Origin of the sequence: Bacillus massiliigorillae, assembly GCF_000380245.2 — a bacterium.
Taxonomy (GTDB): Bacteria; Bacillota; Bacilli; order Bacillales; family DSM-1321; genus Bacillus_AD; species Bacillus_AD massiliigorillae.
Genome location: NZ_HG428741.1, coordinates 1,585,707 through 1,609,984, shown reverse-complemented (window position 1 = coordinate 1,609,984; position 24,278 = coordinate 1,585,707). Strand labels below are relative to the sequence as shown.

General features: G+C 33.6%; 17 protein-coding genes. 2 read left to right on the top strand and 15 right to left on the bottom strand.

The annotated features are described in order from the left end of the window. Positions 1–74 precede the first annotated feature (74 nt). From TX86_RS07460 to TX86_RS07440, 5 genes are all read right to left on the bottom strand, one after another. Positions 75–1,196 carry a DHHW family protein gene (locus TX86_RS07460; protein WP_042347639.1) on the bottom strand — a complete coding sequence of 374 codons (1,122 nt, stop codon included), beginning with the start codon at positions 1,194–1,196 and terminating at the stop codon, positions 75–77. Between the two features lie 12 nt (positions 1,197–1,208). Next, a complete protein-coding gene (locus TX86_RS07455) occupies positions 1,209–2,618 on the bottom strand; it encodes an MBOAT family O-acyltransferase (RefSeq protein ID WP_042350289.1) in 1,410 nt (469 codons plus the stop codon). A gap of 72 nt (positions 2,619–2,690) precedes the next feature. Next, on the bottom strand, positions 2,691–3,242 hold the full coding sequence (locus tag TX86_RS25685; RefSeq protein WP_052343582.1) for a DUF4358 domain-containing protein: 552 nt from the start codon (positions 3,240–3,242) through the stop codon (positions 2,691–2,693). A 618-nt stretch (positions 3,243–3,860) separates the two neighbouring features. Further along, complete coding sequence (locus TX86_RS07445) at positions 3,861–7,079, bottom strand: UvrD-helicase domain-containing protein (RefSeq protein ID WP_042347637.1); 3,219 nt, start codon at positions 7,077–7,079, stop codon at positions 3,861–3,863. Next, on the bottom strand, positions 7,072–9,921 hold the full coding sequence (locus TX86_RS07440) for a PD-(D/E)XK nuclease family protein (protein ID WP_195892871.1): 2,850 nt from the start codon (positions 9,919–9,921) through the stop codon (positions 7,072–7,074). Before TX86_RS07440 ends, TX86_RS07445 begins: the two co-directional genes overlap by 8 nt. 371 nt (positions 9,922–10,292) lie before the next feature. On the opposite strand from TX86_RS07440, the gene TX86_RS07435 reads away from it, so the two are divergent. Beyond that, entirely contained in the window at positions 10,293–10,910 is a 618-nt protein-coding gene (locus tag TX86_RS07435; protein WP_042347634.1) for a class I SAM-dependent methyltransferase, read from the top strand. A gap of 342 nt (positions 10,911–11,252) precedes the next feature. On the opposite strand, the gene TX86_RS07430 is transcribed toward TX86_RS07435, so the two are convergent. Both TX86_RS07430 and TX86_RS07425 read right to left on the bottom strand, forming a co-directional pair. Beyond that, positions 11,253–12,041, bottom strand: coding sequence for a CBS domain-containing protein (locus TX86_RS07430; RefSeq protein WP_042347633.1), 789 nt, complete (start codon positions 12,039–12,041; stop codon positions 11,253–11,255). 148 nt (positions 12,042–12,189) lie between these two features. After that, positions 12,190–13,146 (bottom strand): NAD(P)H-dependent flavin oxidoreductase, encoded by a 957-nt coding sequence (locus tag TX86_RS07425; RefSeq protein WP_042347631.1) that lies wholly within the window; start codon positions 13,144–13,146, stop codon positions 12,190–12,192. 222 nt (positions 13,147–13,368) lie between these two features. Between TX86_RS07425 and TX86_RS07420 the strand changes: the two genes are divergently transcribed. Beyond that, a complete protein-coding gene (locus TX86_RS07420) occupies positions 13,369–14,298 on the top strand; it encodes a DMT family transporter (protein WP_042347629.1) in 930 nt (309 codons plus the stop codon). Between the two features lie 22 nt (positions 14,299–14,320). On the opposite strand, the gene TX86_RS07415 is transcribed toward TX86_RS07420, so the two are convergent. The 8 genes from TX86_RS07415 to TX86_RS07380 all read right to left on the bottom strand — a co-directional run bounded on the left by TX86_RS07415 (position 14,321) and on the right by TX86_RS07380 (position 24,102). Continuing rightward, entirely contained in the window at positions 14,321–15,529 is a 1,209-nt protein-coding gene (locus tag TX86_RS07415; RefSeq protein WP_230203588.1) for a DEAD/DEAH box helicase, read from the bottom strand. Between the two features lie 181 nt (positions 15,530–15,710). After that, positions 15,711–18,353 carry a cation-translocating P-type ATPase gene (locus tag TX86_RS07410; RefSeq protein ID WP_042347627.1) on the bottom strand — a complete coding sequence of 881 codons (2,643 nt, stop codon included), beginning with the start codon at positions 18,351–18,353 and terminating at the stop codon, positions 15,711–15,713. Between the two features lie 116 nt (positions 18,354–18,469). Next, entirely contained in the window at positions 18,470–19,300 is an 831-nt protein-coding gene (locus tag TX86_RS07405) for an MBL fold metallo-hydrolase (protein WP_230203587.1), read from the bottom strand. Between the two features lie 185 nt (positions 19,301–19,485). Then, positions 19,486–20,196 carry an ABC transporter ATP-binding protein gene (locus TX86_RS07400; protein ID WP_042347623.1) on the bottom strand — a complete coding sequence of 237 codons (711 nt, stop codon included), beginning with the start codon at positions 20,194–20,196 and terminating at the stop codon, positions 19,486–19,488. Continuing rightward, positions 20,189–20,962 carry an ABC transporter ATP-binding protein gene (locus TX86_RS07395; protein ID WP_042347621.1) on the bottom strand — a complete coding sequence of 258 codons (774 nt, stop codon included), beginning with the start codon at positions 20,960–20,962 and terminating at the stop codon, positions 20,189–20,191. Before TX86_RS07395 ends, TX86_RS07400 begins: the two co-directional genes overlap by 8 nt. Next, a complete protein-coding gene (locus TX86_RS07390; RefSeq protein ID WP_042347618.1) occupies positions 20,934–21,914 on the bottom strand; it encodes a branched-chain amino acid ABC transporter permease in 981 nt (326 codons plus the stop codon). The genes TX86_RS07395 and TX86_RS07390 overlap by 29 nt, the downstream gene beginning before the upstream one ends. Positions 21,915–21,920: 6 nt before the next feature. After that, positions 21,921–22,805 carry a branched-chain amino acid ABC transporter permease gene (locus tag TX86_RS07385; RefSeq protein ID WP_042347616.1) on the bottom strand — a complete coding sequence of 295 codons (885 nt, stop codon included), beginning with the start codon at positions 22,803–22,805 and terminating at the stop codon, positions 21,921–21,923. Positions 22,806–22,941: 136 nt separating this feature from the next. Next, positions 22,942–24,102 carry an ABC transporter substrate-binding protein gene (locus tag TX86_RS07380; protein ID WP_042347614.1) on the bottom strand — a complete coding sequence of 387 codons (1,161 nt, stop codon included), beginning with the start codon at positions 24,100–24,102 and terminating at the stop codon, positions 22,942–22,944. Positions 24,103–24,278 lie beyond the last annotated feature (176 nt).

The following is a 24,278-nucleotide window of genomic DNA, read 5'->3' as shown; positions in this document are numbered from 1 at the left end:
ATACTATCAGTAGTAGGTCATAATTGTATATTGGAAATGAATAATTACATTATATTACCACTAAATTACATAAACTATTGTCGCAACCAAATTAAATTTGTATCAGTAGAAAAAGTAACGATATTGTATAAAAACAGAACCTCATTTATATTTTGCTCATTTAAATATTGATAAATATTAGAATGATTATATCGCAAATCAATCACAAAAATCTCCTCAAAATGATTAGCTAAAAATGGTATAAATGCATGCGCATAAGAATCTTTAATAACAGCAATTTTACGCCCATTTTTAACACTTGAAGTAATCTTAACTGTACTATGATTTCCATTAAGAAAATACGAATACTGATCTCTTTTACGTAAAAATTCTTCATTATATAGTGAACTACTTACCTGTCCATCATCATAATCCACCCTATACGTAACATCAAAACATGGCTTAAAAACCTCAATAGAATCAGAACGAATGGACGTATTGTTCACCTTATTATAAAAAGTACCCAAAAAATTAGATGAGACCTTTTCAATTGAAAACTCTTTTATTGGATAAGGCGCGATATTAAGAATGGGAGCAACCTTCTCATAAGCAAGATAAGCACCTCGCATTGTCCAGTGATGATCCGTTTTAAAATAGATATATTCATCTTTTTGTTCTAAAAGGTTTTTATACACATCTATAAAAGCTATCGATGATGATAATTTATCATTTACCGTTTGTATTACTTCTCTCTGACTATAGTTTGGTGCAAATGGAGGTAGTTTATCATTATTTACAGCTATAGAGGTAGGTACTAATAAAAAGTATGAAGATATATCAGTCGCTTTCTTTGCAAAATAATTTATGCTATCTACATTATCCATTAGTTGATTACTTGGCTTATTAAAACGTTCTAACAAAAAACCGTCCTTCCCTATATATATCCCGTGATTCTCTTGTTTCAGCAACATTTTCTCAACCTTAGCCTTTACTGATAACCAAAACTCTTTACCTGTAAACTGATCGGTCATATATTCCTCAAAGTCTTCGGTATAACTACCCGAAAAAAAACTTTCTAATGAAAACTTGGGAAGCTGCATTAAAGGACGGTTTTCCTTCTCTGAAAAGCCACGATCAGTTGAAACCACATTCAGCATTGCTATTCCAGCAATAAAACATAGAAAAATACCAATTATTATCTTATTATATAAAGACATTTCATCGCCTCATTAAAAACGAAAATATAGAAATGGATTAAATGACTCATCCACTAAATATGCAGTTGAAATTATTAATATGCATACATAATAGACCGACAATAGAACAGTCATTATCCTTGCTTGCTTGTTTATAAATTTTTCGCGCATAGTATCCCAAACTGGTGTTGCTGCTACAAGAACAATCAAAAGTAAAACAATATTCGTATAGAAATAATACATAAATAACGAGTCAAAAAAGCCATTACTCGCAAAGCCAAACATACTAGCCAAATAATCTAACCCTTTTTGATAATCATCGAAAGCGAATAAAACCCAACCAATTAAGATGAAGAAAATAAAATATGTATGTTGAAAAAATGGGTGACATTTCTTTAAAAAGTGTAACAAGCCTGCTTTTTCAATGCTTATAAATATAGCAAAATACAATCCCCACATGACAAAATTCCAGCTAGCACCATGCCAAATACCAGTCAATCCCCATACAATAAACAAATTAAGATATAATCGCCACTTACCTTTACGACTACCACCTAATGGTATATAGACATAATCTCTAAACCAATTACCAAGCGTCATATGCCATCTTCTCCAAAATTCCGTCATACTTGTCGACATATACGGATAATGAAAGTTTTTAGGAAAATGAAAACCAAACATTTTACCTAAACCAATCGCCATATCTGAATATCCACTAAAATCAAAATAAATTTGCAGAGCAAATGCAACAATTCCTAACCATGTAGTTAATACACTTAGTTCACTTATACTTTGATTTTGGATTTCATCCCATAGCAAACCAATATTATTTGCTAGTAATACCTTTTTTCCTAATCCAATAATAAATAGCTGTACACCTTCCGCAAATTCTTTCACTGAAACCGTTCGATTCGTTAGCTCTTTCTCAATGACCTCATAGCGAACGATTGGTCCTGCAATTAATTGAGGGAATAAAGATACATATGTAGCGAGTGCAATTGGATTTCTTTGTGGTAAAACAGTACCCCTAAAAACATCTATACTGTAAGACATTGTTTGAAATGTATAAAATGAAATTCCAATAGGAAGTGGTAATTCCAAATAATTGATCTGTACATTAAACAAATAATTTATATTTTCAATTAAGAAATCACTATATTTAAAAAATGAAAGTAAGCCAATATTAATGATTAATGAAGAGATAAGGAAGAGTTTTGCTCGTGATGGTTTCATTTCTCTGTATTTATAAATTAATAAACCATGAAAATAATCCGAAATCGCTGAAAAAATCATAAGTACAATATAAACAGGCTCTCCCCACGCATAGAAAAGAAGGCTCAAAACGAGTAAAACAAGATTTTTTACCTTTTTGGGACAAATATAATACAATACAAGCGATATCGGCAAAAAGAAAAATAAAAATGTTAAGCTACTAAAAACCACAAAACCACTTCCATTTAACAAATTGAATGAAAAAGGCACAATAAAGTGCCTTTTTCATGTAAAAACTGCTATTTATTTAGTATGCTTATCAAAAATAGATTCAATTTTACTTGGATCATCATACGTTACATACAATAAGTATTTCCCATTTGTTTTGATAATGTTGTTTTTCACCTTCTCATATTGATCTGGTAGATATCTTTCCCATTGCGCAATTTGGGCTTCTTTTTCTTTCTCTAATATTTTTTTTAATTCCTTAACCTGCTTCTCATCTTTTGCTTTCAAAATAATAATTTCGTCTGATTTCGTATTCATCATTGGAGCAAGTACTATTCCAGCTTCAATATCATCTTTGTTAAGCTTTAATTTTTCTATGTATATATTGTTTGCTGGATCATCAGTTTTTTTGATTAAGTCAGCTTCTACAAACCCTTGTAACTTGTTATCAACAAGTACTTCTTCCTCAACACCACTTTCTTTGTAATCCGAAGCAATTTGTTCTTTTATCTCTGATAAAATCGTATCGACAGATGCTACTTCCTTCTTATCATTTGACTTATTCCCACATGCAACAATTGACAATAATGCAATTGCTGTTATTAATACAGTCATAAATTTCTTCATGTAATCCTCCTACATATTATGTTTTTATATTAGTCTTTGTGTTTGACGATAGATTATACGAAAAGGTTACATTTTTTATTATATTAAAATAAAAAGTCATCTCTTATGCTTTCATATTGATTTTCCGACATTTAATAATACTAAATTTCCATAGAATCAAAAGAGGAAGCCATGATCGGCTTCCTCTTTTGATTCTATACATAATCTAAAATACGAATTATAGTACTAAATTATGTATTAAATAGCTTTACAATATACAATGACCATCCCGAAGTCATCATATAAAACATTAACTCAATTATCCCAAAAGATTCTATAGAACCTGAATTGAGTTAATACATCCTGTCATACTTGTTAAAATAATCTGTTATATAAAAATACCCCTATTTTCAACTAACAAAAAAATGTTAATTTAACCGTAAAAAGAAATAATTACTTCCCCTAACCTAAACTTCTCATTTGTATCCCTTTAAAAACGTATGAATAGTTTTAATATATAAAACAGTATAATTCGTTTGACTAAAACAGTCCAATAAAACGACTTCACATTATAAAAATATTTTAAACATAAAATACACATATTTTAAAGAACGTTTTATAGAATCCCGCATGACTTTTCTATAGAACAGCTCGATATTCATTTGCTGTCACAAAATACAATGAAGCCGAATCTACTTCTTCGTTGACAATATTTTGCCATACTTGAAAATAGATTGAAATTTGATTGAAATAATATTTTGTTAGCTCGTTATATGAATCATATTCTTTTGGTCGATCCGTTTTATAATCAATAATTTTCCATTTTCCATCAACCTTGTAAGCTAAATCTATGATTCCATTTAGCATTACTGGTACTGAAACATCTTGATCACTCTGAACCATTGAATAGACGGGATCATCAACATTTACAAACAGAGAAAACGGAACTTCTGTTAATGTCTGTTCTGCTCGTTGCAGCTCCGGCCAAACCGGTGACTTTTTAAATTGTTCAACAATGTTTATCACTTCATCTTTTCTATCAACTGAAAGATCATATTTTCGTAGAATACTATCAATATTTTCATCAGTTAGTTGACCTTTTACTAGTTTCTCAAAAACTTCATGAATAGCCGTTCCCCATTTTTTGCCGCCACCATCTTCTCGATCCACTTCAATCATAAATAGCTCTTCTTTACCGTCTGTAGGGCTATATTTTATATAAGATGGCAATGAACTTGCAGAAATCCATCCCTTTACTGTTCCCACTTCATTTTGAAAGATGGCTTGCGTGATTTTATCATTTTTATTAACTTGTACTCTTTCTTCTTCTTCCACATCGTTTAGTTGAATTTCTTCTACGTCATTTAATCCTTCAAGCAGTATATTCCAAGGATTTTTTTTATTTTTCTCTTCACAAGCACTAATGATTAATGCTTTTTCTGCTCTCGTCGCCGCGACATATATTATTCGAGATTCTTCTTCAGATAAATACACATTTTCTTCTTCTTTGGATGCTTCCCAGTTCTTAGGTTGAGCAATTGTTTTTTGACTAAAACCATTTTGTTTTTTTATTAAAAAATAACCATTTGTATATTCTTCATCGCGACTAATATGGATAGAAATACGCTCAGCAATATCCGTCTTTTTGCCAGGATTCGCTAAGAATACAATAGGTGCTTCTAACCCCTTTGCTTTATGCACATTCATTATTCTAACCGCATTTTGATTTCCAATAATATTTACTATACTTGAGTTCTTCGAGATAAATTTTTGTAAAAATTGTACGGCTTGATAAAATGTCGTATTCCCTATGTCTTCCTGCCTGCGTAATGCTTCTATAACTTGTAATACTTGAGTATATTCTCTTTGCCCATACCCTCTTTCGACTAACAATGGATAGAAACCAACATCCTCCAATATTTTCCGAATTGCCACAACAGGTGAGAATCTATTTTTCAAAGTTGCAAAGTATCTAAGTTTCTTTAATGCAACATAAACTGGATGATGTTCAAACTCGATTTCCGCTGCTTCTGAAGCATATATTGAAAAGATACCATTAGCTTGTTTCCATTGATATAACTCTTCATCATTAATACCGAAACACACACTCCGAAGTGCAGCAACTGTAGCTATAGCATCAGTTGGGTCGACTAGAGCCCTAAGAAGTATAAGTAGCTCATTAAACTCTTGAGTAGTGTCTAAAGCTCTTTCTCCACTTACGACAATTGGTATTTCATATTCTTCCAGACACTGAGCATACACATCAATTCCAGCATTGTATCTCGTTAAAATCATGAATTCACTTGGCTGGTGCCCCTCTTGCATACATTGACGTATATACTGTGCTATATTTTCAGCATCTTTCTGAAGTATACTAGATTGATTTTGGCAATACTCTTTTTGTACAACCAACTTCTTTATCCCGACTATAGATTCATTATCTTTCACATAATAAGCATCTAAAGATCGAAAAGCTGCTTGGTATTGCGTTTCTTTCTCGGGAAGATGTTGAATGAAAACATCATTTAATGAATTAGTTACTGCACTAACCGTTCTGAAATTCATCGTTAATTGAAGTACTTCTCCACCATGCTGTAGTATCAATTCCTTCACTCGGTTATATATTGAAATATCAGCTCTTCGAAAACGATAAATAGCTTGTTTAGGATCACCTACTACGAAAAGTGAGCCTTGACGAGGTTTACACTTCATCCAATTTTGTTCGTTAACATCTTCACTCGTTAAATAAAACATCATTTCCGCTTGAATAGGGTCAGTATCCTGGAACTCATCAACGAGTAAATAACGATATTTATCTTGAAAGTACAAGCGAACCTCACTGTTATACTTTAATAATTCAGCTACCTTCATGAGCAAATCTTGAAAGTTCATTAAAGATTGCTCTTTTTTGATAGCTTCATATTGCTTCAACACCATATATAGAAATTCTATAATAATCGAGTGGCTATATTCTCTCCAAGCTTGTAGAGCAGGTATGATACAATCCTCAAAGTATTGCTTAATTTTTGCTTGATACTCTTTAGCATCTTCCTTTGAGGTCCAATTTTTTTGTACAATTTTATAAACTGTTTTCTTATCAAACAACTCGAATATTTCCATTATTAATTGATTACTATTAGAACGATATTGAGCTTTCCGTAAAGCTTCTTGAATGGATTTTTGAAGATGATCTGGTCCTCCTTGAATATCATCAGGTATACACCGATTCGCTTCTTGTAATAACACAAGGAAAGTTTGGTAAGAACCTGTTAAATCAGGTCGCTCCAGACTTTCTGCTACCCACAGAACATCTGGATAACGTTTAACTTCTTGAAAGCGTTCAAGTAATGTTTGGTCATCTATACCTAATTCATGAATACGCTTTAGGATTGGATGCTCTATACCTGATAGAGTTTGTACATAATGATAAAATACACTTTGTGCTAAAAGCGTATCATCCTCTTCTTCTAGCGCACTAAATGTAATATCTAATTGCGCTTCTATTGGTCGCTCTCTTAAAAGACGCGCACAAAATGCATGTACCGTTCCTAAAAAGCACTGATCCATATTTTGAATAGCTGTTTCCAACAAATGCTGAACATGTGTATTCCTTTCTTGTTTCCAAGCTTTTTCAAGTTCTATTTGAAAACGAGATTTCAACTCTTCAGCTGCTTTTCTAGTAAAAGTAATGGCCACAATTTCTTCAATCTTACATGTTCCGGTATATATTAATTGCACCATTCTTTGTACTAGACTCGTTGTTTTACCAGAGCCTGCACCCGCTTCAACTAAAAAGTTTTTCTGTAAAACTTCTGTGATTTTACTTCTAGACTCAATGTCCACAATTACTTTAGTCATAAGCTCTAACCCCCTTAAAGCTTCTTACACCAGTTGCGGTTTGGTCTTGATGTTTTATATCAATTATGTCTTTATCATACGTATCACGTCGACATACTTCTTTAAAGTCACAGTACTTGCAATCACTGTCATCATCAGTCATCGTAAAATGACCCTTTTCAATAATAGTTAATAGCTTCTCAATAATATCCTTGCCGTTTGTCCGAGTTGTTGTTTCCTGTTCTCGTGTAAATGCTTGTCCTAAACCTTTTTTCGAAGGAAACAAATACGTACTTTTCTCAACAGAACCTTCTGGTAATGACAAGTGATTTTCAATTGCTAACGTATATAAAAAGTGCTGAAGCTGTCTTCCTCCTTTGAATGGTCCCTTCTTGTCATATCCCCAAGTACTTCCCGTTTTATAGTCAATGATATGGTAATTTCCATTGGTTAGAAGATCAACTCGATCGATTTGTCCTGACAAATGAAAATTCCCTGTACGTAATGCAATTGTTGCAGGTTCTATCTCTTTAATACCGAATGAATATTCAAAATACTTCGCATCTCCACTTCCGCTATTCTCTTCCTCGATTTTCAAGAAGAGATAGCATGATTCCAATATTTCGGCTACTTCCTGATATTCCATTCTATTATTAGGTGACGGAAGATTAACTTTAATTTGTTCTAACAATTCAGAGACTATTTTCTCTATTAATTCTTGATGCATTAGCATATTTGGTTTTTCATTCAATGAAGTGATTTCACGATAAAACCTTTCAAAGATAGCATGCAACAAACTGCCTCTTGTCGCTGGGTCTAACCACCTATTTGGCGTATATTCCATATCTTCGATAGGTTTTATCCTCAATATATTTTGTAAAAAAAACGAATATGGACAAGTTGCTAAGTTTTCTAGTTTACCAGCTGTGATGGTTTTCTCTTGATTTACACGAGGATCATAAAGAGATGTATCACTTTCAATTTTCCCATCATAGACAGTGAATTGACGACTGTATCGTAACTCGTCCGCTTCTATGCCTTGCTTAATTGATGCTAATGATTCAAGGAAGCGAACATCTAGTTCATATCTATTAGATGACACAAGTTTTCCCAGCCACCAATCCTTCTGCTCCATAATAATCTGTTCGTTAATAACTGGTATAGCTTGTTCAAAATCCTTAAAATTAGCATCACTTTTCCCTGACTGCATTCTATATACTTGCAACAATAGATGTGCAGGTCCTACTGTTCGATTTTCATTGATGTCAAATTGACAATAGCTCAACGTGATAGTACCTTCAGTTGATGCCAATATTTGTAACATCTTATATAAATTAAGTTGCACATCATCTTGCTTTAAAGGAATAAGTTGTCCTAATTTTTTTCTTTCGATATCTAATAACAATGGATTCTCACTACTTCTAGCTGGAAAGTGTTGATTATCTAACCCAACAATAAAAGTCTTTTTACGATTTACATATAAACCGGCATTATATGATGAGCAATGTAAACAGCCTGACTTTGGTTTAGAGGCACCTACTTGAATAGTTAAAAGTTGTTCTTCTATATGAAGAATTCCTTCACCAATACTCATTTCTTCATTAGCATATGGTAGAATGTGTTCCATTCTCTCAAGGATACTCTCTTGGGCAGCTTTATCATATGAATCTTTAACCACTCCAAAATTTTTAATCATATGGTAGATGCCCTTAAGTAGTTCACGATATAAAATTTTTTCAACAAGTTCCTGTTCAGGTAAATGTACAAAAATAGATTGATACCAATCCTTTAACCATAAAACATCTTGAAAACGCTCTTCATAATAGGACTGATTTTCATCATTTATTTCACGTTTTACATTTAGTTCCTGTAATGCTTTTTCTAATTGACTTATATATCGTTCCTTTCCCCAACCAATGTTAGAATTTCTAAGAATACTGATCCATTTTGTCCTTGTTAAGGATCCCTCTTTTACATTTAGAATTCCTTCTTGCAAAAGTTGAGAAAACGAACTCACAAGATAATTATTTGAAATCCAATGTAAAATACTTTTTAGAAGCTTACCAGGACGAGTTAATCCAATAGCAATTCCTTCGTTAAATGTAATGGGAATGTCATGCTCTACTGCTAAATGGTACATTGTCGTTACATAACTACTATTACTAAATAATATGACTGAGTCATCGAATGATAGTTTAGTATTCTTGATTCGTAATAGAACTTCTTTTAGTTCTGCTTCAATAGTCTTTGTTGTTAATAATGAAACATTATGTAACGATTGTTCATTTTCCCCAGCTTGCATATATAAATAACTCAAGGGGGTAGCCTCTCCTGTTGCATTAATCGTTAACTTTGAACGGCGGGGTAATGTGATTCCATATACTGGCGCTAGAGGTAGAACATCATATTGGTCATTTAAGACTTTTTTCAAAAACATCTCTTGGGCAAAACGAAGTGTAAGATTGCTTTGAAGAATATATATACAGCTAGTAGCACTAATGTTTAATGAAGCCTCCTCATAAAGATTTGAATCATCTTTCAGTTTATGGTCCCTTAGCATTTCTTCATATTGTGTTAATATGAGCATTAAATCATGACCTTTTTTAGATGAAACAAAGAAAGATGCATCCATTGACTTACTGGAAAAGCCCGCAAGTCGAAGTTCTTGAATGATTTCATACATTTCGAAACAAAGTGAGGGGGTCATTTCAAGTTGATTAAAATATTGTAGTTGATGATTAACTTTCAAAGATTTCATTATTGAAAATAATAAATGCGTACCGATATCACTTGTCACGTATTCATCATGACTGCGAACAAATTGTAAAGCACAGTCTCTTACAGTTTGAATTTTCAAATTCACTGCATGATCACCTCTTTTTACATACTGAAAAATTATTTGCTCACCTTTGGCATATGTATCAACAAGTAAAATTTTCTCTTCTAAAAAAATGTGATGAACAAATATCATTTAACTTACTTATAAGAGACTTCATACCCATTCACTCCTTGTACGACTTAGTATTTGTTTGTATTACCATTTTTCAAAAAGGTTGTACATTCGCGGCTATATTTTGGGTTTTTTTTGATAAATCTAATAACTACATATTACGTTTATTTTCTCATTAACGAAAGCTTTATTTAATTTGAAATAAAAGGTTTACATTTTACATAATACGTTATGTGTTTATATGCACATATAATAAAATATTTTAGTTAATGAGGGATGATTCAATGAATAATTCTTGGAATAAAATTATTTATAAAGTTGGAGCTCCATTATATGATAGGGTATTCAATTCTGGAATGTTCTTAACAGCTCGTAAACATGTCTTTCAAAATATCCATTTAGAAAAGAGAGATAAAATACTGTTTGTAGGCGTTGGAACGGGCGCAGACCTAGAGCTTATTTCAAACTTAGATCTTAATATCACTGCAATTGATTACTCCAAAGCAATGCTTGATAAAGCAAGAATGAAGTTTATCAATGAACCAATTACATTTATAGAGATGGATGCTCAAAGCCTTAAATTCGAGAATGGATCATTCGATTATATTTTTGCTAGTTTAATATTATCCGTAGTTCCAAATCCAGATCTATGTTTACAAGAAATGACGAGAGTACTAAAGACAGATGGGAAAATAATAATTTTCGATAAATTTGCTTCTCCAAATAAAAAAACTTCACTTCTAAAAAAAATAATAATATCTATTATTAAAGTATTCGGAACGGACATTAGTTTAGTTTTTGAAAAAATCTTTCAACCTTTTGCTAAGAAGTTAAAAATCGAAGAAGATACTCCTATCATGTTAAACGGTATGTATCGGAAAATTGTAATAAGGAAACGTTAAAATAAAAAAACGGCACCGGTCTTTTTTGATTGATGTTTATACTCCTTGAGTTTCTCCCAGTCAAAAAAGAGCTATGCGGCAATATCTAAATGCTCAAGCGACCCGTTTAGCCCCGACCAGCATAAGACGGCTCGCTTAAGAAATACACATTTCATTTCTAAAGCGAGATGGCTTATGACTCGAGGGGCTGGTCGCTGAAGCTAGACAACATGTATAAGACGGACTGTTCTTGAAAACGCTCACTTGGTTTTCAAAACAGGTTGGCTTATTTCCGAGCATAGCAGGTGTAAGGTTAGACACCACACATATTTATATACTTTGTTATTTTTTGGATAAACACTTCTATAAAATTTCTTCCAATCTGACAATCAATTTCTCGCATTCAGAAATAATCTCAAATATCTCACTCCACTCTAATTCATCATTTAAGTCTTGAGCATGTGCAATACTATTTCGTACTTGCTGAATACTTTTAAATGTCTTTAATAACTTTGTACGAGAGGAAAAACCTAGCTCATGAATTAAGCCTTCGTTTTTCGTAACGATTGTCATTTTATCAGCAATTTGTAGACATTGAAGTAAGCTAATATCTTCATTACGTAATACTTTTTTATCATATAATTGTTGTGCCAGTGATAATCTACTCTCCGATAAATATTGCTGCCATTCATTGTTAGGATAGTGTTGCTTAATTACCGTGACTAATAACATTTCTAGTATATTAATAACGCCAAAAATCCACATAGTAAAAGGTTGCTTTTGTAAATCAGCAACAGTAATAATTTTGGTCACTTTATTTTTATCTAGAATAAACAATCTCGGATGCTCTTTAAGCACTTCAATCAAATCACTTAGTGGAGTATTTGCAGAAATCATTTCGTAATGTTGAATGGGCTTCAAAATATGTAAAGTCGGTTCGTATATGTCTTGTACGTCTAGTGTATTGATATAACCAATTACCACTTTTTCTTTTGAAATTGCTACCTGATCGAATCCCTTATCTCCAGCTTCTTGTATAATTTCTTGCAATGATAAGCTTATATCAAACATCACTATATTTTCTGCCAATATATCTACCGTAATACTTTTCTCGTATAAATTTCTAAACGACTGATATAAGTTTTTACTCACACACGCCCCTGCTCTCTTCTATTACACTTTTTTAGAATTATGATAGCATGTACCATTTAAAACTTAAAAGAAAATAGATTCCAAGTAAAAAAAGATAGAGAAATCCGTTAGCCGAATATCACTATCTTCTACTAAGAAACTAATCCGATTAAGTTTGTGCTACAAATAATTTATTGCGTGCTTCAGAATATCCTTCTTTCATTTCGGTGATTATTTCAACTGTCGATTGCGTTTTCTTGATAGAATGAACACCTTGTCCAGCCGACCAAATATCTTTCCAAGCTTTGACTGTACGGTTTTCTCTTGAGTAACTTAAATCGCCTTTTTCTCCTAAATTATTAGGATCGAGCCCTGCTTTGACAATGCTAGGTTTTAAATAATTAGCCTTTACGCCACTAAATACATCCGTATATATTAAATCGTCCATCGATGATTCAATTAACATTTGGTCATAGCCTTCACTTGCAAGGCTTTCATGCGCTGGAATGAAACGCGTACCAATAAAGGCAAAATCAGCTCCAAGTACTTCTGCTGCAAGTATATCCTTACCATTTGAAATACATCCTGAAAGTATTGTATATCCATTCCAGAACTCTTTCACAGCTCCAATGAAAGCCATCGGATTTAATGTACCAGCATGTCCACCTGCGCCATTACATACTAATATTAGTCCATCAACACCTTTATCAGCTGCTTTCTGTGCAAAGAAAAGATTTATAACATCAGCAAAAACAAGTCCTCCATAAGAATGAACGGCAGAAACAACAGGGCTTGGATCCCCAAGAGAAGAGATAACAATCGGAGGTTGATACTTTTTAATTAGTTGAAGATCTTCTTCGAATCTATGATTTGAAGGATGCGACATAAAATTCACAGCCCAAGGAGCGGCTTGATTACTGGGATTTTGAGCATTAAATTCTGCCAATTCAGTTGTAATTTGTTCAAACCATTGCTCTAAGTCTGCACCTGTACGGGCATTTAATAATGGAAACGAGCCGATTACTCCTGCTTTACAACCTTCGATAACCATTTTTGGACTTGAAACGAGAAACATCGGTGCCATAATAACTGGCAATTTTACTGTATCCTTAAAGTTAACAACCATATTATTCCCCTTCCTAAGCGTTAGAAGTAACTTTTTTTGTTATAATTACAAATTAATTCTAAATGATTTTCATCTAAAATACAATAAAAATGAATGAATGTTCATTCTTTAATCAATATTCAGATATATATATACAAAAATAGTTTACAAGTACAACTACTAATCTTAATATAGATAGTATTATATTCCATGAGAAAATTTACTAGACAAAGGTGACGAAGCATGAAAGACAAATATCCATACTTACTTCTTGTGTTAGCGAATATTATTTGGGGAGGAAATTTTGTTGTTGGTAATATTGGAAAGGAATTTTTTCCACCATTCACCTTTTCATTACTACGCTGGGTAATCGCCTTTTTAATCCTAACTCCATTTATGTTTAAAGGATTTATGAAAAATCGATATTTATTTTGGAAATACAAATGGATTATTTTATTATTATCATTCACAGGTGTAGCTGGCTATAATACACTTATTTATTATTCCATGCATTGGACAACCTCTATAAATGCAGCAGTAATTAATTCTATTACACCTATCTTTATCGCAATTCTTTCTATTTTTATTCTTTCGGAAAAAATTAGTTCCGCTCAAATTATCGGAATTTGCTTTTCAGTTACCGGGGTCTTATTTACATTATCGAGAGGTTCACTTGATAATTTGGCTGCATTTACATTTAACAAAGGTGATTTACTAGTTATAATAGCTGTATTATTTTGGGCACTTTATTCTATTCTTGTTAAAAAATATGCACCTGTTTTACCGACATATTCAACATTTTATGTAACGACTTTTATTGGAAGCATTATGCTTGTTCCGTTTAGTTTAACTGAAATAATGGACTCTTCATCAGTATTTATTTTCAACTTCGAATCCATTGGCATCTTGCTATATGTTGGTTTTTTAGCAGCAATTGTTGCATTTTTATCTTGGAACACTGGTGTACCTTTAGTTGGTGCTGCCAAAGCTGGTATTTATTTAAATCTACTACCAATCTTTGCAGCTATTTTTGCACCAATATTCACAGACGAAGTATTAATGTGGTATCAAATCGTAGGTGGTATGATTGTAATTGTAGGTGTACTCATATCTTCACAAACAAAGAAAAGTTTACTTATCGTTAATCGTAAAAAAAGCGGCAGCTCCTATTAATGGAGTTACCGCTTTTTGAATGCTATCTTTTATAATTCTTATTCGCTTTTCTTGAGAAATGCTTCTTTCTCTTTGGCTTTGAATCTTCTTCTTGATACTCTTGCTTATCATTACATGATTCATGCTGTTGTTTTGGAATCGTAATTTGTAATTCTTCCTCGATGCTTTTCAGTAAATCAACATCATCTTTTGTATAAAAAGTTACTGCCATACCTTCTGAACCCATTCGACCTGTTCGTCCAATACGATGAACATAGCTTTCAGAATCCTCTGGAATATCGTAATTATATACATGCGTCACACCTTCAACATCAAGCCCTCTTGCCGCCACATCTGTTGCAATCAAAAGTTGTAGCTTTGCTGTTCTAAACTGTTTCATTACACGCTCTCTTTTTGCTTGAGAAATATCACTATGCAATTCATCACATGCAAAACCATGACTTTTCAATTCACCATATAATTTACTTACTCGTCGTTTAGTTCGGCAGAAAATAACTGCTAGAAATGGTCGGTCTTTTTCCACTAACTCAACAATTAAAGCTTGCTTTGCACGGTCAGACAATTGAATGGCTAACTGTTCCACATTTTCTGCAGGACCTTGTTTTTTCTCAATTTGAATAGTTAACGGATCTCGTAAATGCTTTTGTGCTAACTTTTCCACATCTTCTGAAATAGTAGCCGAGAACAACAATGTTTGACGCGCAGCTGATGTATGTCTGACAATTGTATCTACTTCATTTTGAAAACCTGTAAGTAGCATTTGGTCTGCTTCATCCAAAACCAAATAAGATACATTCTCTAAATTAATCGTTTGTCTCTGTAAATGATCAATGAGTCTTCCAGGAGTTGCAACAACGATTTGCATATTTCTTTTTAGTTTTTTTAATTGCTTTTCCACATCTTGACCGCCATAAATAGCTAATACATTTACATCATCAATATCTTCTATTAACTTCTTTACTTCATTTGTGATTTGTATAGCTAATTCACGTGTTGGAGTTACAATTAATGCTTGTACGTGGTCTGCTTTATAATTTACTTTCTCTAGGATTGGTAGAATAAACGCAAATGTTTTCCCCGTCCCTGTTTGTGCTTGAGCAATGACATCTTTACCTTCAAGAATTGCTGGTATAGCTTGTTCTTGAATCGGAGTTGGCTCCTTAATATTCATATCCTGTAACTTTTGTACAAATCTATTTGAAATACAAAATGATTTAAAATCTGCTGGCAAAAAAAATCCCTACTTCCTATAATACTATACGTACTAATATTGTATCTTTCTTAGGAAAATAGCAAGTATGTATTAAAAACTTATATATATAAGATTGAATTGAAACCTATTTTCGAATGGTTATTAAAACAAAGGGGCGTTTGAAAAGTAATTAAAGATTACTTTTCAAACGCCCCTTTTTTCATCCTTGAACTACTCGTCGTACAATTTTCCCTATTTCCATAATAATCACAGCTGCTAATGCAAGCCCTGCAGCGATTAACCATTCATTCAAGTCAAATGCCGCTGGAATAGAGAATACTTCACGTACACCTGGTAATACAGTAATTACATATAACAATAAACATACTGATACTGCACCAAAAACATATTTATTACTAAAGAAGCCTATTTCAAAACAAGTATGTGTAGCTGATCGAGCGGCAAATGTTTGCAATGTACGAGCAAGAATTAATGTAGTAAACGCCATTGCCACACTTACCTCAGCAGATTGTTGTAAACCGATATATTGTGAAATAATCACGGCAATCCCGATTAACAGACCACGCATAATAACCGCTTGCATTGTTCCTCCGGCAAAAATACCTTCATTTATATCGCGTGGCTTTCGTTTCATAACATCGGGTTCAGCCTTCTCCATCCCAAGTGCAATAGCTGGCAGTGAATCATTCACTAAGTTTATAAACAATAGTTGTAGCGCTGTAAACGGGTTAGCCCAATTGAATACAAGAGCAACAAAAATAGCAAGAATTGCTCCTAAATTTCCTGCAAATAAGTAAGCAATTGATTTCTTAATATTATCAAATACTGTTCTACCCACACCAACAGCATTTACAATTGATACGAAATTATCATCAGTTAAAATCATTGCAGATGCATCTTTTGCTACATCTGTCCCACTTCCCATTGCCACACCTATATCTGCTTGCTTTAATGCTGGTGCATCATTTACACCATCTCCAGTCATGGAAGTAATTTTACCTTTCTTTTGCCATGCACGAACAATTCGAATTTTATTTTCAGGAGAAACACGTGCGTAAACAGCAATATGTTCTAGCTTTTGATCTAACTCTGCTTCAGACATTGCATCAAGCTCCTGCCCAGTAACCGCAATATCATTTTCATCCATTAATCCGATATCTCGTCCGATAGCTTGAGCTGTCGTTTTATGATCACCAGTGATCATAACAGTACGGATTCCCGCTTTTTTCGATTCTTCAATAGAAGCATAAACAGCTTCACGAGGTGGATCAATCATTGCTGTTAGACCAACTAAAACAAGATTATTTTCATCTTCTAAGCCAATATTTGTTGTATTTTGTTCTAATCGCTTAAAGCCATAAGCTAATACACGAAGTGCTTTATTAGAAAAATCTTCATTTGCTTTCATTAATTGCTCAAGAATATCACTTGTCAGCTCTTCTTCCTTACCATTCATTAAAACATATTTACAACGTGCAAACATCACGTCCGGTCCACCTTTAACTAGCAATGCTTTTTGATTATTAAAGGTATGTACTGTTGACATAAGTTTACGATCTGAATCAAAAGGTATTTCAGCTTCCCTTGGGAAAGCATCACGTATCTCATTATAGTTTTTATTTTTCCTATTACTAAATGCAATCAGTGCTACTTCAGTCGGGTCGCCTAACTCTTTACCTTCTTCATTTATATGAGAATCATTACATAAAACTGCTATGTGAATTAATGCACGTTCACCTTCAGACCAAGCTTTTGGGTCATCAGGAAATTCTTCTCTTGTCCCATGTGGTAAATAATAATCAACTACTGTCATTTTATTTTGCGTCAAAGTCCCTGTTTTGTCTGTACAAATGACAGCTGTAGAGCCAAGCGTTTCAACCGCTGGAAGTTTTCTAATAATCGCATGTTGCTTCGCCATTTTGTTTGTCCCAACAGCTAGTACAATTGTTACAATGGACGAAAGTGCTTCTGGAATTGCTGCTACAGCAACGGCAACGGCAAACATCAATGCATTTAGAACCGATGTCGTCATATCAGCTGTATCACCAGAGAACCAGACCCGACCAACTTCTACAGCAAATATAACGATACAGAGAAGTAAAATAACGATACCTAATTTTTTACTGAAGCTATCTAATTTACGCTGTAGAGGCGTTTGTTTTGCTTCTGCACTTTCAAGTAAACCTGCAATTTTCCCTATTTCTGTATCTCCAGCTGTTCCCGTAATAGCCACAGTACCTCGACCATATACAACCATCGCTCCGCTGAAAACCATATTGCGTCTATCACCTAGTGGAACTTCCTCATTAATCGTATCAGCATTTTTCTCCACTGCTTCTGATTCACCAGTTAGCATTCCTTCATCAACTTTTAAGCTCCCTGACTCGATCACACGACCATCTGCTGGTACATAATCACCCGCTTCAAGAAGGACAATATCACCAACAACAATTTCTCTTGCTGGTACTGTCTTTTTTTCACCATCTCTAATAACTTTCGCTTCTGGTGCTGACATTTGACGCAATGCATCGAGTGAGCTTTCTGCTTTCCGGGTTTGTATCACACTTATAATTGCGTTTACAATTAAAACAATGAAAATAATTAAAGATTCAATTATTTCACCTAAGACAATTTGCACTCCTGCTGCAATAAGTAATACAATAACCATCGGATCTTTGAAGTTTTCTAAAAATAACTTCCAGATAGGATCTTTATCTTTACCTTTCAGTTCGTTATATCCATTTTTTTCGATTCTTTCATTTACATCATTTGTAGTTAATCCTTTTTCAGTTGCATTTATCTCCTTAAATACCTCTTCTGTGCTGTTGCGATAAAAATCCACACAAACAGCTCCTTCCCAAAACTGTAGTAGTTATAAATATAATTTTAATATAACAAATTAAGACAATCAATTATATATTTTTAAAAATCAAACAATACTTACTTATTTAGAAAGCTTTATTTTTCCTCTTTAAACAACTCATTTTTAATTAACTCTATATTGCTTTGATGACACTTCTTCATCGCTTTTGGATAACGATAGCGATGTAATATATTAAATGAATCCTCTATTTCATTGCACATAATGCTATTACGAAGTTGTTGAATATATTGTAAAGAATGATGCTTCCTGTTCATTAATTCCTCAATAGAGTCTGTTACTGTACCATGCCCAGGAATAATAAGTGAAAGAGTATGATCGTTGATGATTGTATCAATTTTATTCAATGTAGCTTCATAATCTCTACTATTAGAATAAATGTATGGAAATTCTACATCAGAACAATAATCTCCCATTATGAAGAAACCGAACGGCTCAACAACCGTAAATATTCCATCATTAGTATGCCCCTTAGCATGAAAAAAAGTTAATTTTGTATCTCCTATTTTTACGTTTTGCCCATCATGTAAAACCGTTATATGTAAAGTTGGATATTTGATGTCATAGCTTCTATCTAGATAATACTCATGATCAAATTCAATAATTTGTTCAATTATACTCGCTTGGTCATTCCTATCTTTCATCGCGTTGCTTCCTATCGTCAGCGCGTCTGGAAATGCACCATAACCGAGAATATGGTCATAATCACTATGTGTAAAGATTAAATAAACAGGCTTTTCACCTTTTATTTTATCTACATATTGCTGAATAGCCTCCACTTCACTAGGTAACCATGTTGGATCAATCAGTATAATACAATCGTCACTTTCTATTACTGTAGAATTTGTTTTATATAATTCACTTTGAAATACTGTAATATTTGGTTTATACGTATTAATCTTCATCATGCTCTCCTATTCTTCCTCAAGAATTATAAATCAAAACACTATCCTTATTTTAACATCTTTCGCTACTTATCTTAATTGATTATGTAATGTCTAGACATTACATACAACATAAAGGCTGAGACAAAAATGACTTTAAATCATTTATGTCTCAGCCTTATGATGTCATTAAATAGAAATTTTCATTTTCAGCTTGTTCTTTTTCCAAGATAAGCTTCGACAATTCGAGAATCTTGCAATAGTTCATCTGCTTTTCCCTCGATGATTACCTTCCCAGTTTCCAACACATATCCATAATCAGCAATTTTCAAAGCTTGCTTTGCATTTTGCTCAACTAGCAATACTGTTGTACCATCATTTTTTATTTGCTTAATAATTTTGAAAATATCAGCTACAATTAATGGTGCTAAGCCCATTGACGGCTCGTCTAATAGCAACAATTTAGGACGTGAAAGAATAGCTCGTGCTATTGCTAACATTTGCTGCTGTCCACCAGATAAGGTGCCCCCTAATTGTTCCTTTCTTTCCTTCAAAATAGGGAAATGTTGCATCACTTCTTCAATATCTTTCCCTATCTCTTTATCATTACGATGATAAGCTCCCATTTCAAGGTTTTCTAGAACTGTCATACTTGAAAGAATAGCTCTGCCTTCCGGAACTAATGCGATTCCTTTTTTAAGTAATTGATCTGGACGTAAGCCAGTTATGTTTTGTCCTTGAAATTCAACCTTACCCTGTTTCGGTGTTAGCAAACCGATAATGGATTTCATAGTTGTTGTCTTGCCTGCACCGTTCGCTCCTAGTATTGTCACAATTTTACCTTGCTCAACCTCTAAGCTTACTCCTTTAAGGGCTTGAATTTTACCATAATATGTTTCAATTCCTGTTACTTTAAGCAATATCATCACTCTCCTCAGAACCGAGATATGCTTCAATTACTTCTTGATTATTTTGAATTTCCTGTGGTGTTCCTTCAGCAAGCTTCTTCCCAAAGTTAAGCACTGTAATTCGATCACATAACTTCATAACTAATGGCATATCGTGTTCAATAATCAATGTTGTAATTCCTCGCATTTGAACTTGTTTAATTAAATCAAATAAGCTTTCTGTTTCCGTTTCATTCATTCCAGCAGCTGGTTCATCTAATAATAATAATTTCGGATTACTAGCCATAGCTCTTGCAATCTCTAATCGTCTTTGCTGTCCATATGCGAGATTTTCTGCAAGCATATGATGATGCTGAGATAATCCTACTAAATTAAGCAATTCCACAGCATTAGCGCGAATGGTTTCTTCTTCTACTCGTTGTGACTTCGGCCGAAATACGCTTCTAAATACACCGCCTGAACTTCTAGAATGGCCTCCAACCATAACATTTTCTAGAGCAGTCATCTGCTGAAACAGACGTATATTTTGAAATGTACGACAAATACCTTTTTCAGTAATTTTATATGGCTTTATACCAGTAATCGATTGATCTAAGAACGTAATTTCTCCTGATGTTGGGGCATACATATTTGTAATTACATTAAACATCGTTGTTTTCCCGGCACCATTGGGTCCAATTAAGCCATATATTTCACCTTGATTTATCGAGAAAGTCACATCAGATAATGCTGAGATTCCACCAAAATTTTTAGAGATGTTTTTGATTTTTAGTGCCATCTGTAGTAACCCTCCTTTTTGATGGTTTAAGCTTTGTCAACCAGCTTAATACTGATGAATCAAGTATGCCTTGAGGTCGAAATGCCATTAATATAACTAATATTAATCCATATATCATATAACGATATTCACTTATAAAACGAAGTGCTTCTGGTAAAATTGTCATAAAACTTGCACCAAATACAGCTCCCCAAATTACATCACTACCTCCAAATACGGCAAAAATTAAAATTTCTACAGCACGATGGTAGGCAAAGTCTGCCGGACTAATATAGGCCATTACATGAGCAAATAGTGCTCCTGCAAAACCTGCCAATACAGCACCTTGTGTAAATGATAAAACTTTATAATACGTTATGTTAATACCCATCGCTTCCGCTGCTTTTTCATCCATTTTAATAGATGCATATGCTCGTCCAACACGAGATTTACTCTGACGAATGAAAAACCAAATTAAAAAAAGAACAATTACTAGTAAAATGACAAATACAATTAAATATACTAATTGATTAGGTTTTAATCCATAATCCAATGGATTGAAGCCAGCCTCACGCATTTTCATAAAAATTTCTCTACCGATTTGAGGGATACCTGAAATCCCTACTGCCCCCTTTGTGACAGATTCCCAGTTAACAAAGAATACACGCATAACCTCACCAAATCCAAGCGTTGCAATAGCTAAATACACACCAGTTAGTCTTAAAGAAGGTAACCCCACTATAATCCCACATATTCCCGCCACTAATGCTCCTGCAACAATACCGACTACTATAGGCAAGTCATAATTGATAGTAAGAAGTGCCGAGGTATACGCTCCAATTCCCATAAAACCGGCACTTCCTAATGACAATTGACCAGAAGATAGAGGAATATAAACGCTTAAACCAAGTATGATATTGATTAAAATAAAAGAAGCTACTTGTAGGTAATAAGGATTGAGAAAATCAGCCATAAGAATTTATCTCCCTTCCGTCGCAGTCTTTTGACCAAAGATTCCTTGTGGCCTTAATAATAAGATAAAAATGATAATAATAAAGGCAACGGCATCTCGATATCCTGAGTCACCATACACTACGATGAATGTTTCTGCTAAACCAAGTACCAATCCACCTACCACAGCTCCCTTTACATTCCCCATACCTCCAAGAATAATAATAGCTAATCCTTTAAGCCCTATCGATAATCCCATTTGTGGATTAACCGAATTAAATGCCATTCCGACAAGAATGCCAGCAATTCCTCCCATTGCTGATGCAATCATAACGGTTAGGATAATAATTTTTTTAGTGTCTACACCAAGTATACTTGCTGTTTCAAGACTTTCTGCTGTAGCACGCAATGCCTTTCCTGCTTTTGTTCGTTGTAGCCAGTATGATAGAGCCATCATTAAGGCTACTGAAATAACAAAAATAACAATTTGAACTAAATAAACCGTAATTGAACCTATTTCGATATGAATCTCTGAAAATGAATTACGAAAAGGATGATTACCTGATCCAAATAGATGATGTGAAAGATTTTCTAAAAACATAGAAACTCCAATTGTACTAATTAAGGGTGCTAAATGAGATACACCTTGCTTCCCCCTCAAAGGGCGAAGTGCAAAACGTTCAAGCATATATCCTAGAATAGCAGTAATAACAACCGCCACAATAAAAGCTATCCAAAGCGGCCATCCCAAAACACCGGTAACCATCACTCCTATAAACGCACCAACCATAAAAATCTCGCCATGAGCCATATTAATAATCCCTAGAACACCGAATACTAGAGTGAACCCAAGAGCTACAATGGCATAAATGCTACCTAATGTTAATCCATTAATTAATTGCTCAATCAACATGAATATTCACCCTTTAATAGAAAGTCTACATAACAACCAATAATCTTCATTTCAAATAAATTACGGACAGTAAATAAACTCCATTACTGTCCGTAACATGCTAGTGACAATTTCTGTACATATTCCAAATTCACTTTTACTCAAATAATTGGAATTTACCGTTTTTAATAATCAGTACAGTCGGCTCCATTACAACATCGCCGTCTTTATCAAAAGAAAATTTCCCAAGAATACCATCGAAATCTTTAATATCAGCAAGTGCGTCACGGAATGCGTCTCGATCCGCTTCACCAGCATTTTCTAATGCTTTTGCATAAATCTTCATGGCATCATAAGCTTGAGCAGCGAACTGATCAGGATCTTTACCATATGCTTCTTTATACTTTGTATTGAATTCTTTTACTTTAGGATCATCTTTCGCACCAAACCATGGAGTCGCTACAACAAGACCATCAGCTGCAGCACCAGCAATTTCGATTACTTGAGGAGAGTTAAATCCATTTCCTCCAACAAATGGTACATCAATTCCCATTTTTCTAGCTTGATCCATAATGACAGCGCCTTCATTATAAAGAGCGGAACAAAGAATCAAATCTGGTTTAAGCCCTTTAATTTTTGTTAATTGTGCATTGTAGTCAGATTGTCCCTTTTGGAATGTTTCAGTGTCTAGCACTTCAAGCCCTTGCTTCTCTGCTTCTTTTTTCATTGTGTCATAGCCTGATTTTGTAAAAACGTCATCATTACCGTATAAAATAGCCACTTTCTTCGCTTTATATTTTTCTACTGCTTTTTTCATAGATGCAGGTATCGCTAAAGCTTCAGGAATGGAATTTCTAAATACATAGTCCCCGATTTGTGGAATACCATCAGCAGTTGTAGATGTGCCCATAATTGGAATACCATTCATATCTGCTTCTTGCGCTACTACATTCATTTCTGTACTTAAAGTTGGACCTAATAATCCAATAATGTTATTATCAGCCATTAATTTTTGGGCTGCTGATAATGCTTGTTCTTGTTTACCTGCAGAATCCTCAATTACTAATTCAATATTCACTTTTCCTTCAGCATTAATTTCTTTTTTCGCAAGATTAAAGCCATTTGTAATTGCTTCACCATAAGCAGCACCTGATCCCGTAATAAATGAAATAACGCCAAATTTTGCTTTGATAGGACCATCAGATTTGTCTTCAGCTTTTGAATCAGTCTTTTCCGTGCTTCCACCACTACAAGCTGCTAAAACTAGCAACATAAAAGCAGCGATTACCATAAATAAGTTCTTCATTACTTTTTTCATTCTTTTCCTCCTACCAAAATTGGAATTTTTGGATATACAATCATTAAATTACAATTTTATTATAATGTAAACAAAATATTTTATTTTTTGCAAATATTCTGTAAATAAATATTTTTATTACTCTACTGTACAAAAAAGGTTGTTCTATTAGTTTCTTTGAACAACCTTTTTTAACA